Below are 12,959 nucleotides of genomic sequence, written 5' to 3' on the forward strand. Positions count from 1 at the left end.
ACGGTTTGGCCGACCCTAGACCGCCGATGCCGCGCTTTGCAAACCGCTGACCGATGGGCGGATAGTGGCGACGCAGGCCTGCTGCGCAGGCGCGCGCATTGCCACTGTCCCCGCTTTCGAACCTTCCGGAGAAGCGTGGATGCTGCGGATCGTCCTTGCCGGCCTTGCCCTGCTGCTTTCGCTGCCAGCCTTGGCGCAAGAGGGCGAAATTGCGCCGATGCCGGTGTGGCCCGCTGGCGTGCCTTCGATGAAGGGATGGCCCGGCCTCGCCAAGGTGCCGGTGCGCGAAGACCTGCGCGAGAATGGCGAGCAGGTGTGGAACGTCACCGTGCCGACGCTGCAGCCGTTCCTGCCCGATCCGGCCAGGGCCAATGGCATGGCGGTGGTTATCGCGCCGGGTGGCGGCTTTCGCCTGCTGGCAATCCACCACGAAGGCACGCGCGTGGCCCGCTGGCTGGCGGCGCGCGGGGTGGCGGCGTTCGTGCTGAAATACCGCCTGATCCAATCCCCTCCGGGCGAGACCAACGAGGCGATGCGGCAGCGCGTGCAGGCAACGCTCGCGCCGGGCGTGGGCGGCATTCCCGGCGTCGAGGACGGGATGGAAGCGTTGCGCATCGTCCGCGCCAATGCGGCGAAGTGGAAGATCGATCCGCACCGCGTAGGCGTGATGGGCTTTTCGGCGGGCGGGCATGTCGCGGGGATGACGATGCTTGCGCCCAACCCGGCGGAGCGCCCGGATTTCGCCGCGCTGATCTATGGCATGCCGTTCGGGCCGACGCCGCCGATTCCGCCCGCAAACCTTCCTTCCGCGCATGGCACTTCAAAGGAGCCATGGCTGCTGCCGCCACCGACCCCGGCGCCGGGCCGCCTGCCGCCGATGTTCATGGTCATGGCGCAGGATGACATGGCCGTGGATCAGGGCTTCCGTGCCTTCTACGACCGGTTGTTTGCCGCAGGGTATCGGCCCGAGCTGCACCTCTATCAGCGGGGGGGACACGGTTTCGGCATGGCAACGCGCGGCACGACGGCGGATCACTGGATCGAGCAGTTCGGCTGGTGGCTGGATGCCGAGATGGCACGCAAATGAGGTTGGTGACGCTGCTCGGCATGGCGCTCGCCGCGATGGCAACGCCCGCGTCGGCCGATGTGCCGGTGCCCGATTATGCGCAAGCGCGCTACTGGAGCGCGGTGGACAGCCGGCCGCAGGACATGGCAGCGCCAAAGGGCTTGCGCGGCGTCGACGTGTTCTGGATTCACCCGACGACGACGCGCTCGCAGACGGATTACAACCACGATCCGCTCGATCCCGCAGTGCTCAAGTGGACCGAGGAAAGCGCGGTGCAGCGGCAGGGAAGCGCGTTTTCGGCGTGCTGCCGGGTGTTCGCGCCGCGCTATCGCGCTGCAACGACCAAGGCGCTGGCTGATCCTGCCAATCGCGACAAGGCCTTTGCGCTGGCCTATTCCGACATCGAGCGCGCGTTCGACTGGTATCTCGCCCATGAGAACAAGGGCCGCCCCTTCATCCTCGCCGGGCACAGCCAGGGCGGGGCGCATACGACCTCGCTGCTGGAAAAGCGGATCAAGGGCACCAAGCTGCAGGGCCGCATGGTGGCGGCCTATGTCATCGGCATCAACCTGATGGAGGGTGATCTCAGCCCGCGGCTGGCTGGCATTCCGTTTTGCGAAAGCCCCGCGCAGACCGGGTGCTTCGTGCAGTGGAACGCAGTGCTGGCGGGCAGCGACAACGGACCCACGCTCAGGGCCTATGCCGGAGCATTTGCCGCGCAGAATGGTGGGAAGGATGGCGGCAAGCCGCTTTGCGTGAACCCCGTCACGTTCGACACGCGCCGTGGGCTGTCGCTTTCTGCCGAGGCGAAGGGCGCAGTTGCCGGTGATCCGGGCTTGGGCGCGATGGGCCCGCTCAAGGCCAGCGCAGTCGCCGCCGAGTGCCGCGATGGACTGCTTACCGTCTGGCCTGCGCCATCGCTGGGCCTGAAGCCGCTGCCGGGCGGCTCGATGCATTATCACGACGTCGGCCTGTTCTGGGCCGATATTTCCGCCAATGCCGCGCTGCGTGCCAAGGCTTGGCTCAAGGCGCACGGTTCGCGTTGATCGCGCGCTGCAAACAATGGAAAAGACTGCAATGTTGAAGTTTGTTGCCCCCCTCGCTACCGCCCTCGTTCTTGCGGCCCCTGCACAGGCGCAGGATGCCGCCGCGGGCAAGCGTGCGTTCCTCAAGTGCGTGGCCTGTCATTCGATCGCCAAGGGTGCGCCGAACAAGATCGGCCCGAACCTGTTCGGCGTGGTCGGCCGCAAGGCGGGCACAGTTCCCGGCTTCCGCTATTCGGCGGCGATGAAGGCCGAGGGTGCGGCCATCGTGTGGAACCCGGCCACGCTCGACAAGTGGCTGGCGCGTCCTTCGGCGGTGATCCCAGGCACCTCGATGGCCTTTGGCGGCGTGCCCAACGCGGCCGAGCGCGCAGCGATCATCGCCTATCTCAAGAAACCGATGCCCTGATGGCCGGACTCCCGATCGATCGGCGCGGTCTTCTGGTCGGGGCGGGGGCGCTGGTCGCCTCGGCCCGGTTGGACGCGATGGCCAGAAGGCCAGCGGCAGAGCGGCAGTTCACGCTGGCCAGCCCGGGCGGGCGCAAAATCCGGGTGAGCGAGTGGAAGCCGCGGGGCAAGGCAAAGGCGCTGGTGCTGTTCAGCCATGGCGCCGCGTCCTCGCCGCGGTTCTATGAGGCGCTCTTCGCGCCCTGGCTGGCGGCGGGTTTTCACATCCTCGCCCCGCTGCACGTCGATTCGATCGAGCATCCGCACACCAAGGACTATCCCGGCCTCGCCAGCTGGAAGGCGCGGCTTGAGGACATGCGCGCATTGTCTGCCCACGTTGGCAAGCGGCCCTGGATCGCGGCCGGGCATTCCTATGGCGGCCTGGTAGCGCTGACCATGGGCGGCGCGGCGGCAGTTCCGCCCGAAGGCTGGAGCGGCCCGATGCGCGATCCCAATGCGCGCGCGGTGGTGGCGTACAGTCCGCCCGCGCCGATCCCGGTGCTATGTACGGCCGAAGGTTATGGCAAGATTGCGGTCCCGGCGGTGGTCCAGACTGGCACCAAGGACATCGTGCCGGGCATCACCAGCACCGATGGCGACGGCTGGCGCGGCCATCTCGTGCCTTATGAGGCGGCAGCGCCGGGCGGAAATCGCTATGGCCTCGTGCTCGAAGGCGTGGACCACTACTTCGGCGGCGCGATCTGCCGCTATGATCTGCCGGGGCCGAAGCAGCTGGATCGGCTGGCAGATGCGGCGCGGATATCGGCGTTGTTTGTCGACGCTTACGGGCGGGGCGAGAAAGCTGCGGCCAAGCGGCTCGATGCAATGTTGACAGACCGCCTGCCGGTGATGCTCTTGCGCAAGTAGGAGCATTGGCGGGAGAAAGCATGAAATCTGGATTTGCCGGGGCCATTCTGGCCCTTGTGGGCGCAGCATCCGCATCTGCGGCTGACAAGCCTCCGATGCCCGAGCCCTCGCTCGAATTCGTGTTCGAGGAAGAGGTCCTTCTCGCCCAGAGTGTCACTCCCGGCACGACGCCGCTGGGTGGGCGCAACATCATTCCGATTACCGGCGGCACGTTCAGCGGCCCGGGGATCAGTGGCGCGGTCATGCCCGGCGGGTGGGACTGGCAACTGATCCGCCCCGATGGCTGCGTGCAGCTGAAGGCCGACTATTTCCTAAAGACCGACGACGGCGTGGTGATCAACATCGTCAACACCGCGACTGCCTGCCGCGATGCGCAAGGCAAGCCCGTGCCGGTTCGGACACACGCCGTGTTCGAGGCGCCGAATGGCAAGTACGACTGGCTCAACCGCCAGACCTTCATCGGCGCGCTGGTGCCGGGGGATGCCAAGGTCCCATCGGTGCGAATCCGGTTCTACCGCGTGAATTGAGGGCTTCGCGAACCAAAGTTCCTCGTCACCCCGGGCTTGACCCGGGGTCCCGCTTTTTGGTTCCGGCGCTGTGGCTGGGAAAATAGCGGGCCCCCGGGTCAAGCCCGGGGTGGTTTGGTGGACGATATGGGGTTCGAACCCCCTCAATCCTGAAGCGCGATTTCCGCGATCGTCGCATTGAAGCCCTCGGCGGTCTGGGCCTGGGCGGCTTCGTCGGCGTCTTTCAGCTGGAGATAGAACAGGCGGCGCAGGAAATCCTGGCGGCGCTCCTCGCGCTCTTCCAGCGCGGCCTGATCGAGTTCGAGCGTCTCGATGCCGGCGGCAAGATCAATGCCCGATGCCTTGGCCACGCGCTCTGCGCTGTCCATGCGGTCACGCAGGACCGAGACTTCGTTGGCCAGCACTATGACCATCGACATGACGTGATCGAGGCCGGGGGTTTCGTAGAATTCCGGGCGCTTGCCGCGGGCGTGGCGGATGACGTGGGGGCGTTCGGTCATAGTTTCGGTTCCGGTCATGCTGCCATCTGCTTTTCGAGCGGCTTGCGGGCGATCAGCACTTCCCAGCCGCCGCCGGGGGCAAATTCGCCCGCGGTGAATTCACGCTCGGCCACGGCCTCGCTGGCTTCCTGGCTGTAGCCTTCGGCGGCGGCGGCAAATTCCATCACCGCCATGGGCGCTGTATCGAACTTCACGTCCGCACGGTCGAACCCGGCCTTTTCGGCCAGCGCGATCTGGTCCATGTCGCGCATCGCGCCCCAGAACGGCTCGTTGTTGTACCAGGTCTCGTTGTCGAGGATGAACTGGGTGAACGGGTCCATCAGGTCGAACGGCGGCAGGTCGGCGTGGATCATCAGCCCGCCCGGCGCGAGCACGCGGTGCGCCTCGGCAAAGATCTTCGGCATCGCCTTGCCGCTGGTTTCGTGCAGCAGGATGTGGCTGACGACGAGATCGAAGTGTGCATCGGGGAAGGTGGTTTCCTCCGCGCTCATCTGCGCGTAGTTGACCTCAAGGCCGAAGCCGGCAGCGCGGGCATGGGCATAGCGCACGCATGGCCCGCCAACGTCGATGCCCCAGACTTCCGCTTCGGGGAACAGCTCCTTGTAGGGCAGGGTCGAATGGCCGACCGTGCAGCCCATGTCGAGAATGCGGCGCGGTTTGAAATCGGGCATGTGGCGCTTGATGTAGTTCACCACCGAGCGGCCCATGTCGTCATTGTTGGGGCCGGTATAGCCCATCGAATAGAGATAGACGCCGCGATCGTAGAGCGCGCCGACCGAGACGTCGTCCTCGCACACTTCGCTGCAATAGCCGCCGGGCATGCAGTGAATGTCGAGCGCGGTGACATAGCGCGGCGGGGTGAAGCCCTCGGGGATGACGAGCTGGGCCTTGGTCGAGGCCGACAGCGCCCTGGCCTGTTCGATCAGTTCGGGCAGCTGGCGATCGACCGAGCCGTTCACCGATTCCCACAGCAGCTCCTGCGCGATGCGGTTGGCGGCGGCATAGTGCTGGAAATAGATGTCGCCGACCATGCCGTTGCGAATGTCGCGGCGGTCTGCCGGGGCGCGGCCGTGCTCCTTCTCGAACTGGCGGGCCACCCGGGTCTGGTAGATCGGGGTGAGGCCGGGCAGGAGGGTGGACTGGATGAAGCCCTTGAAGCTCTTGGTGAACTCCTGCCTTGCGGCTTCGTCGGCATTGGCCTTGGGCAGGGCGGGATGATCGGCCTGCTGGAACGTATTGAGCATCTAAGCGACTCCGCTTCGCATTTGCGCAGGTCCTGCATGGGGCCTGCCACCCATACAGGGCAAGGCCTGCCTCGGACCGCTGACCGCGTGGCGGATAGCATCAACTGCTGCCGTGCTTGCTGCCCGCTTGCCGGTCATCCTGTAACTACAGATTCGTGCAAGTTGCAGGAACAGGAAATCCTGAGCAACGCCCTCTCAACCGTTGCTCGATCCTGCCCCCGCGCGGTCCGATCGCGCGGGGGTTTTGTTCGTATTGTTGCCGGCCTTCGCGCCTGCCAGAAGCGCGGCCAAGATCGTCATCTGAAGCGCATGAGGGAATAGCAATGGCCACAGGATTGACGCCCGCAGCCCGGAGCGAGCTGGCGCGGGGCTGGCCGCTGATTCTCGCCGCGGCGCTGGCCATCGGCGTTGGCTCCATGGGCATCGGCTTCTACTCGCTCGGCCTGTTCGTGAAGCCGCTCCAGGAGGAATTCGGCTGGAGCCGGGCCGCTGTCTCTGGCGCGGCGACATTCCAGCAGTTCGGCATCTTCCTGTCCGCCCCGCTGGTCGGCTGGCTGGCAGACCGCTGGGGCGCGCGCCCGATTGCGCTCGCCAGCTTTATCGCCACGCCGATTGCCTTGCTGGCGCTATCGCGCACGGGCAATTCGGTGGTGGCGTGGGATGCGCTGTGGCTGCTGGTGTCGCTGGCAGGGGCGGGGACGACGCCTGCGATCTGGGCGCGGATCGTCTCGCTCAAATTCGATGCCGCGCGGGGCCTCGCCCTGGGATTGATGCTGATGGGCACCGGCACGGCGGCAATTCTTGCGCCTGCCCTGCTCGAGCCGGTCTTTGCGACGAGCGGCTGGCGCATGGCGGTGCTGGTCATGGCGGGGGCGACACTACTGATCGGCCTTCCGGCAAGCCTGCTGGTCGGCACGTCGGACCGCCCTGCCGAAGGCGCCAAGGCGAGGGGGCGGTTCGAGGTGAACCGGCAGACGCTGATGCTTCTGCTGATTGCCTTCCTTCTCGGCCTGATCGTGGCTGGGCTGATTGTGCATCTCGTGCCGATGCTGGTGGATCGCGGCATGGCGGCGGCGGACGCGGCGCAGGTTGCGGCAGGCGTGGGCGTTGCGGTGGTGGTGGCAAGGCTGGTCGTCGGCTACCTGTTCGACCGGTTCCACGCGCCCTATGTCGCGGCCCTGTTCCTGCTATCGCCGGTGGTTGCGGCGCTGCTGCTCTATGGCGGCGGACCGGTGTTCATTGCCGCGCTGATGCTGGGGCTGGCCGCCGGGGCCGAGGTTGACATGCTGGCCTACTTCACCGGCCGCTATGCCGCTCTGGCCAATTACGGCGCGACATATGGCGGCGTGCTGGGCGTGTTCTGCCTTGGCGCGGGGCTGGGGCCGATGCTGTTCGGCAGGGCCTATGACGCGCTGGGCGGCTATGACGCGGCGCTGCTCGGTTCGGCCGTGGTGCTGGCGCTGGTGGTGGTCCTGATCGCCACGCTGGGACGGTATCGCGAGAGCTGAGGCGGTCTATCCGGCCTGCGGCCAAACGCAGCGACGCTGCCGTCACGACTGCGTCCTGCCGCATCATCAAAACCTTCTGCCTTCCGTGTGGACAAGGATACCCATGATCGATCGCCGCAATGTGCTTACCGGCCTTTCCGTCACCGGATCGCTGCTTGCAGCGCCCCTGGCTGCCCGTTCCACCGGAGTGAAGGGGGATGGCGTGCTCGACGTATCGAGCGCCGAGGGGCGGTTGCGCAACTTCATCATGATGCGTGGCGCGCTGGACGAAGGGCTGATCACCAGCTGGGTTTCGGCGCGGTATTATGGCGTGGTGGAAGACCGGATGGACCCGCTGTTCGCCGTGGTTTCGGCCGTTTGGTCGCGCTATCGGCAAGTCGCGGACGGGTTCGAGGCGGTGAACTTCGAACTTGCCTGGTTCACCGATCCTTTGACCGGCAAGGCGCTGGAGACATGGGACAATCCATACACCGGCAAGACCTGCAAGGTGCCGACCGGGGGCATGCCGCCTTCGAAGATCCGCTTCGGCAAGGACCTTTCGTTTCACATCGCGCGCGAGATCCCGGGTCTGCAGATGGAGCACGATGTGCTGCCGTTCGACGTGCGCGGCGACGATGTGTGGGTGACCGAGCGTTCGCGCACGGCGATCACCTTCCCCGGTGCGGCAAAGCCCTTCCGCTATTCGGAAAGCAATACCTTCCATGCCAGGCGGCACGACCTGGCCCGCCCCGGCGCGACCCGCGTGACGAGCGAGGTGAGCTTTACCAATGTCTGTTCGTGGCGGCCGTGGATGGAGATGGGCGACCGTCCCGGCCACCTGACCGCCACCGGCATCGGCCGCCAGAACGCCTCGCCGGACTCGCTGCCGCCCGCTTTCGTCGCAGCCACGCAGGAGCGGCGGCCCGAGATGCTGACGAACCCCGGCGCAATCCTGCAGCCGCTGTGGGATGCGAAGGGCTGATATCCAGCCCTTGAACCCGCGCGGATTGGCGAACCCGGTCAAGTTTCAGGACAGCGGAACAGCCGCGGGACATCGGCCGTGTCCCGCGGCGCGATCGCGTAGATATCGCGCAAGACATCGATCTGCTTGCAGGGGACCTGCTGTAGGTGACTCGCCTGCATGGCGCAGTTTGCCGAGGCTCCTTCATGGTTTGTTTCTCTGCACGGGCGGTGGGCAGGTCGACCGGGCGCAGATCAATCGTGGCCGATGGTGGACGGCCTGCTGTGATCCGGACATGAAAAAAGGGGCGGTGCATCGCTGCACCGCCCCTTCTGTTCGACCGGTTGCTCGCCTCGATCAGAACTTGTAGTTGCCGCGAACCCCGAAGGTGCGCAGTTCGGGAAGACCGACGTTCAGGTATCCGAACGGCGCCCCGGCGAGCGCGAAGGTCGGTTCGAGCAGGTTGTTCTGGGCAACGGCAGTGTAGTTCTTGTCGTTGAACAGGTTGGTGGCGAATGCCTCCAGCCCGAAGCTGCCCTTCGTGAAGCCCATGCGCGCGTTGACCTGCGCGCGGCCCTTGATCCAGGTCAGGTTGGCCGGATCGACGAACTGGCGCGACTTGTAGGACAGATCGCCACGCACGAACCAGGTGCTCTCCTCACCGAGCTTGCCGGTGTACTGCGCGCCCAGGTTGGCAGAGTACTTCGAGGTCAGCGGCAGCTGCTTGCCCTTGAAGCCATCGCCGCTGACGCCGGTCAGGCGCGTGATCGCAGGATCGGCGAAGCTGCGGATCGAGCTGTCGTTGATGGCACCCGAGGCATTGATGGTGAAGCCGTCGACAGGCTCTGCGCTGATATCGAGCTCGAAGCCACGCACTTGCGTCGTGCCGGTGTTGGCAACGCCGCTGACGATCGAGGGCAGGGCATTGGGGATGGTCGTATCAAGGAAGGTTACCGAGCGGTTGTTGTGCTGCTCGCTCCAGTCGGCAACGTAGGCAGCAGCGGTCACGTAGAGGCGACCGTCGAGGAACTTGCCCTTGAGCCCGAGTTCGTAGTTTGTCAGCTTTTCAGGCTTAACCACCACGCCCAGGCCAATCGCTTCTGCCGCGGCGAACTCACCGGCAGTGCCCGAAAGGAAGCTGGTGTTGAACGAGCTGAGCGTGACGTTCGCGGCCTGCGACCAGGAGGCATAGACCATCACATCAGGCGTTACGTCGTAGTTGACGATGATGCGGGGCATGAAGTTGTCGAAAGTCTTGTTGAAGAAGGTGGTCAGCGGCGCAAAGGTACCGGCAGGCAGGCCGTACTTGGTCGAGGCCGCAGCACCGATGGTCAGCGAACGGCCACCGGCGAATGCGTAGACCTTGTCACGCTGCCAGCGCCCTTCGGCGCTGATGTTGAGGGATTCGGTCACGTCGTAGCTGACGCTGCCGAATACGCCCCAGGTTTCCGCGCGGCCCGGAGGCGTCAGCGTGTTGGCAGCACGCGCTGCACCGAACTGTTCTTCGTTGAACACGCTGAGCAGGCCGCCCTGCGTCTTGGTATCGAGGTAGCTGCCGCCGAGCATCGCCTTCAGCGCGCCGCCCTTGTCGTAGGACACGCGCAGTTCTTGCGAGAAGTCCTTGTTCCGGCGTTCGACGAGGAACGGGAATGTCCAGTAGGTGCGAAGGCCGTTGGTGGCGTTGGCCAACGGATTGCGCAGCAGCGAGCTATCGTAGTTGTCGAGATCCGCCATCTGCGAATAGAGCTCGTTGTTGTAGCCCGTCAGCGACGACAGCGTCAGTCCGGTATCGCCCAGTTCGTAATCGACGTTGAGGTGCAGGTGGTAGTACTGGCGGACCAGGCCATAGCCGCGTGCGCCCTTGCTTGGGTTGGGGACGCGCAGGTCCGGGCGGGCCAGAATGCGCGCCAGCAGCGCGTCTTCGAGCGTGTTCTGCGCGGGGCTGAAGCCGGCCGGAAGCGCAGGCAACGCCCCGCAGATGAACGGATTGGTGCCGTTGAGCGTGCAGTTGGCAAGGCTCGGCACAATCACCGTGCCGTTGGTGTTGCCACTGCGGAACGGGATGTTGATGACGCCGTTGTTGGCGCGCAACTCGTAGGCCGAAAGCAGGCCTTGTGCCGAAGGACCGTCATCGTCTTCGGAGTAGAGACCGAGAGCCTTGATCGTCAGCGCCGATGATGGTGTGAATTCGAGCGCCAGTGTGCCAGTGTGGGTCTGCTGGTCGCCAAGGGTCTGGTTCGGATTGGCGCCATTGCGGTACGAGCCGTCCTTCGCAAAGGCCCGGCCGGTGAGGCGGAAGCTCAGGATATCGGCCACGATCGGACCTTCGAGAGAGGCGGAGACATCGAAGTTGTTGCGCGTGCCGCCCATGGCCGAGATTGCACCGCCAAAGTCCTTGCCAGGCGACTTCGTGACGACGTTGATGGCGCCGGCAAAGGCGTTTCGGCCGAAATAGGCGTTCTGCGGACCCTTGAGCAATTCGATGCGGGCGGGGTCGGCAATCGCGTTGAGCGCGGTAGCCGAAGCGACCGGAACGCCGTCGATGAAGCTGGCGGTCAGCGTCGAGGTGGTGGTCGACGGGGTCATGCCGCGCAGCGATATCTGCTGGAACGAACGGTCGTTGCGGCCGGAATTGGTGTTCGAGACGTTGATGCCGGGCGTGTTGAGCACGACGTCATTGACGTTGGTGATGCCGCGCTTCTCGATGTCCTGCGCGGTCAGGGCAGAGATGGCGATCGGCGTTTCGAGCAGACTTTCCTCGCGCTTGCGCGCCGTCACGGTGATGATGCCAAGGCCGCCTTCGTTCTCTGAAGCTTGCGGCTGTTCGTCAGCGGCAAAGGCGGTGGCAGGCATGGACAGGACCATGCCTGAAAGTGCTATCGCCAGAACGGAAGCGGATGACTTACTTGGATACTTCTTCATGGTTCCCCCCATAAGAACGTGTGAATGTAATCGGCACGTCAAAAAACTCCGCGAAAGGCGGATTGCCGCTAACTTGGTATTCTGTCTGATCGACCCGTACGCGGCAGGCACATCCAGCGGATCACCTGCTCTCGGATCGTGAGGCTTGCGCGCCGGGCGGTCGATCACAACGGTTGCGCTGCACAATATCCGCCTCTCGGAGATTTGGCGGTGCCCACCCACCATCGGCATTCCGACAGTTCGGCTTTGAGGCAGGTGTGCTGCAGGCGTCAGGCCGGTCGTGGCCATTTTCCGGAAGCTGCCAAATCCTATCCGACTGGTGGTGAGCACCACCCGCACAATCGACACGGGCCTGTCGCTTGTGCCGATTGGTAGCGTAAAGACGACTGTCCTATGGGTGACGGTCGAGGGAACAAGAGCACTATGACGATGGACCGGCGCACATTCTCGCTTGGAGGTTTCAGCCTTGCCGCGCTCGCCGCCAGCCAGCCTGCGCTGGCCGCGCGCAAGACGAAGAAGCCTGCGCCCGCAGTTGCGCCGCGCAAGCTGGGGCAGAGCGACGTGATCGTCCTGGGCGCAGGAGTTTCCGGGCTGCAGGCGGCGTGGATGCTTGAGCAGGAAGGCCAAAGCGTCACCGTGATCGAAGCGCGCGAGCGTGTCGGCGGGCGGATCTGGACCCTGCTCGATCAGCCGGGCTATCCGGAAATGGGCTTCAATTCGATGGCGGCTGGCTACGGTCGTGGTCTCGATGCCGCCAATCGTGCCGGGGTCGAAATGGTCGAGGTGGGCGCGCGCTGGCGGTCTGGCCCGCCGCCGCTGCTGTGGATCAACGGCAAGCCGATGACTCGCGCCGAATGGGCGGCGTTCCCGGGAAATCCGTTGCCGGACAAGCTGAAGATGCTGATGCCGGGCGAGGTTGTCAGCAAGGTGGTATCGGACAACAACCGTTTGGCTGACTGGACGAGCTGGCACGATCCGGCAAACGCGGCGCTGGATATCTCGCTGTACGAATACCTCAAGGCGCAGGGGCTTTCGGACGCCGCGATCCATTTGTGCAACGATATCGCGCCCTATTACGGCGTGAACGCATGGGACGTCTCGTCCCTGATGATGGAATACAACGATGGCTTCGTGAAGGGCCAGGCGGCCGCCGGTGCGGGATCGCTTTCGGCCAAGGGTGGCAACATTCACCTGGCGACCGGGATGGCCAAGCTGCTGAAGGGCGATGTCCTGCTTGGCCGCGAGGTCGTGGCGATTACGCAGGATGGCGCGAGCGTTACGGTGCACATTGCCGATGGTTCGACCTTCAGCGCGCCGCGCGTCATCTGCTCCCTGCCGTTTTCGGCGCTGCGCAACGTGAAGGTCCTGCCTGCTCTTGAAGGCATGCAGGCACAGGCTGTCGGCCAGTTGGGCTATCAGCCGATCTCGATGGTGTTCGTCACGGCCAACGCCCCGTTCTGGGATGTGGACAAGCTTGCCCCCGGCATGTGGACGGATGGTCCCCTCGGCAATGTCATGCCGCAACGCTATGGCGCGGACCCGAACGAGATCACCGGCTTCATCGTGCAGGCGCGCGGCAATCTGGCGCTGTATTGGGATCGCATGGGCGCAGAAGCGGCCAAGGCGATGGTGGTCCGCCAGATCGAGACGCTGCGTCCTGCCGCCAAGGGGAAGGTTTCCGCGCACAGCTATTTCAGCTGGGCGGGCGAGCGCTTCAATGGCGGCGACGTTTCGTACTTCGGACCGGGCCAGGTGAAGTGGCTCGACGAGATGATCAAGCCGGCGGGTCGCGTCCATTTCTGCGGCGAGCACACCGCACAGGGCGCGCGCGGGCTGGAAGGCGCGCTGGAATCGGCAGAGCGCGTCGCACTGGAAGTTCTGACCGCCTGAGGCGG

Annotated in this window: 11 protein-coding genes; 8 read left to right on the forward strand and 3 right to left on the reverse strand. The window is 65.1% G+C overall.

The window, feature by feature from the left end; genetic code table 11:
* The first annotated feature begins 139 nt into the window (after positions 1-139).
* The 5 genes from AX703_RS09355 to AX703_RS09375 are packed head-to-tail and all read left to right on the forward strand — an operon-like array spanning position 140 to position 3,950.
* On the forward strand, positions 140-1,087 hold the full coding sequence (locus AX703_RS09355) for an alpha/beta hydrolase (protein WP_062343747.1): 948 nt from the start codon (positions 140-142) through the stop codon (positions 1,085-1,087).
* Positions 1,084-2,112, forward strand: coding sequence for a DUF3089 domain-containing protein (locus AX703_RS09360; RefSeq protein WP_062343748.1), 1,029 nt, complete (start codon positions 1,084-1,086; stop codon positions 2,110-2,112). Before AX703_RS09355 ends, AX703_RS09360 begins: the two co-directional genes overlap by 4 nt.
* Before the next feature lie 31 nt (positions 2,113-2,143).
* Positions 2,144-2,518: a cytochrome c family protein gene (locus tag AX703_RS09365; RefSeq protein WP_062343868.1), complete on the forward strand. Its 375-nt coding sequence runs from the start codon at positions 2,144-2,146 to the stop codon at positions 2,516-2,518.
* Complete coding sequence (locus AX703_RS09370; protein ID WP_062343749.1) at positions 2,518-3,423, forward strand: alpha/beta hydrolase; 906 nt, start codon at positions 2,518-2,520, stop codon at positions 3,421-3,423. The genes AX703_RS09365 and AX703_RS09370 overlap by 1 nt, the downstream gene beginning before the upstream one ends.
* 20 nt (positions 3,424-3,443) lie before the next feature.
* The gene (locus AX703_RS09375; protein WP_062343750.1) at positions 3,444-3,950 is read left to right on the forward strand and encodes a DUF3237 domain-containing protein; all 507 of its coding nucleotides are present in this window, start codon (positions 3,444-3,446) and stop codon (positions 3,948-3,950) included.
* Between the two features lie 143 nt (positions 3,951-4,093).
* Here the strand turns inward: AX703_RS09375 and AX703_RS09380 are convergent, their stop codons facing one another.
* Together AX703_RS09380 and AX703_RS09385 are read right to left on the reverse strand one after the other, a co-directional pair.
* A complete protein-coding gene (locus AX703_RS09380) occupies positions 4,094-4,468 on the reverse strand; it encodes a hypothetical protein (RefSeq protein WP_062343751.1) in 375 nt (124 codons plus the stop codon).
* On the reverse strand, positions 4,465-5,694 hold the full coding sequence (locus tag AX703_RS09385) for a class I SAM-dependent methyltransferase (RefSeq protein ID WP_062343752.1): 1,230 nt from the start codon (positions 5,692-5,694) through the stop codon (positions 4,465-4,467). Before AX703_RS09385 ends, AX703_RS09380 begins: the two co-directional genes overlap by 4 nt.
* A 323-nt stretch (positions 5,695-6,017) precedes the next feature.
* On the opposite strand from AX703_RS09385, the gene AX703_RS09390 reads away from it, so the two are divergent.
* Complete coding sequence (locus AX703_RS09390; protein WP_062343753.1) at positions 6,018-7,202, forward strand: MFS transporter; 1,185 nt, start codon at positions 6,018-6,020, stop codon at positions 7,200-7,202.
* A 103-nt stretch (positions 7,203-7,305) separates the two neighbouring features.
* Entirely contained in the window at positions 7,306-8,163 is an 858-nt protein-coding gene (locus AX703_RS09395) for a DUF1838 family protein (protein WP_062343754.1), read from the forward strand.
* 336 nt (positions 8,164-8,499) lie between these two features.
* On the opposite strand, the gene AX703_RS09400 is transcribed toward AX703_RS09395, so the two are convergent.
* A complete protein-coding gene (locus AX703_RS09400) occupies positions 8,500-11,064 on the reverse strand; it encodes a TonB-dependent receptor (protein WP_197423663.1) in 2,565 nt (854 codons plus the stop codon).
* Between the two features lie 429 nt (positions 11,065-11,493).
* On the opposite strand from AX703_RS09400, the gene AX703_RS09405 reads away from it, so the two are divergent.
* Entirely contained in the window at positions 11,494-12,954 is a 1,461-nt protein-coding gene (locus tag AX703_RS09405) for an NAD(P)/FAD-dependent oxidoreductase (RefSeq protein WP_231735467.1), read from the forward strand.
* The last annotated feature ends 5 nt before the right edge of the window (positions 12,955-12,959 follow it).

The sequence above is a fragment of the Novosphingobium sp. CCH12-A3 genome (assembly GCF_001556015.1).
GTDB lineage: Bacteria > Pseudomonadota > Alphaproteobacteria > Sphingomonadales > Sphingomonadaceae > Novosphingobium > Novosphingobium subterraneum.

Coding starts and splice junctions, on each gene's coding strand:
- AX703_RS09355 (WP_062343747.1), top strand. CDS start 140: ATGCTGCGGATCGTCCTTGCCGGCCTTGCCCTGCTGCTTTCGCTGCCA.
- AX703_RS09360 (WP_062343748.1), top strand. CDS start 1,084: ATGAGGTTGGTGACGCTGCTCGGCATGGCGCTCGCCGCGATGGCAACG.
- AX703_RS09365 (WP_062343868.1), top strand. CDS start 2,144: ATGTTGAAGTTTGTTGCCCCCCTCGCTACCGCCCTCGTTCTTGCGGCC.
- AX703_RS09370 (WP_062343749.1), top strand. CDS start 2,518: ATGGCCGGACTCCCGATCGATCGGCGCGGTCTTCTGGTCGGGGCGGGG.
- AX703_RS09375 (WP_062343750.1), top strand. CDS start 3,444: ATGAAATCTGGATTTGCCGGGGCCATTCTGGCCCTTGTGGGCGCAGCA.
- AX703_RS09380 (WP_062343751.1), bottom strand. CDS start 4,468: ATGACCGGAACCGAAACTATGACCGAACGCCCCCACGTCATCCGCCAC.
- AX703_RS09385 (WP_062343752.1), bottom strand. CDS start 5,694: ATGCTCAATACGTTCCAGCAGGCCGATCATCCCGCCCTGCCCAAGGCC.
- AX703_RS09390 (WP_062343753.1), top strand. CDS start 6,018: ATGGCCACAGGATTGACGCCCGCAGCCCGGAGCGAGCTGGCGCGGGGC.
- AX703_RS09395 (WP_062343754.1), top strand. CDS start 7,306: ATGATCGATCGCCGCAATGTGCTTACCGGCCTTTCCGTCACCGGATCG.
- AX703_RS09400 (WP_197423663.1), bottom strand. CDS start 11,064: ATGAAGAAGTATCCAAGTAAGTCATCCGCTTCCGTTCTGGCGATAGCA.
- AX703_RS09405 (WP_231735467.1), top strand. CDS start 11,494: ATGGACCGGCGCACATTCTCGCTTGGAGGTTTCAGCCTTGCCGCGCTC.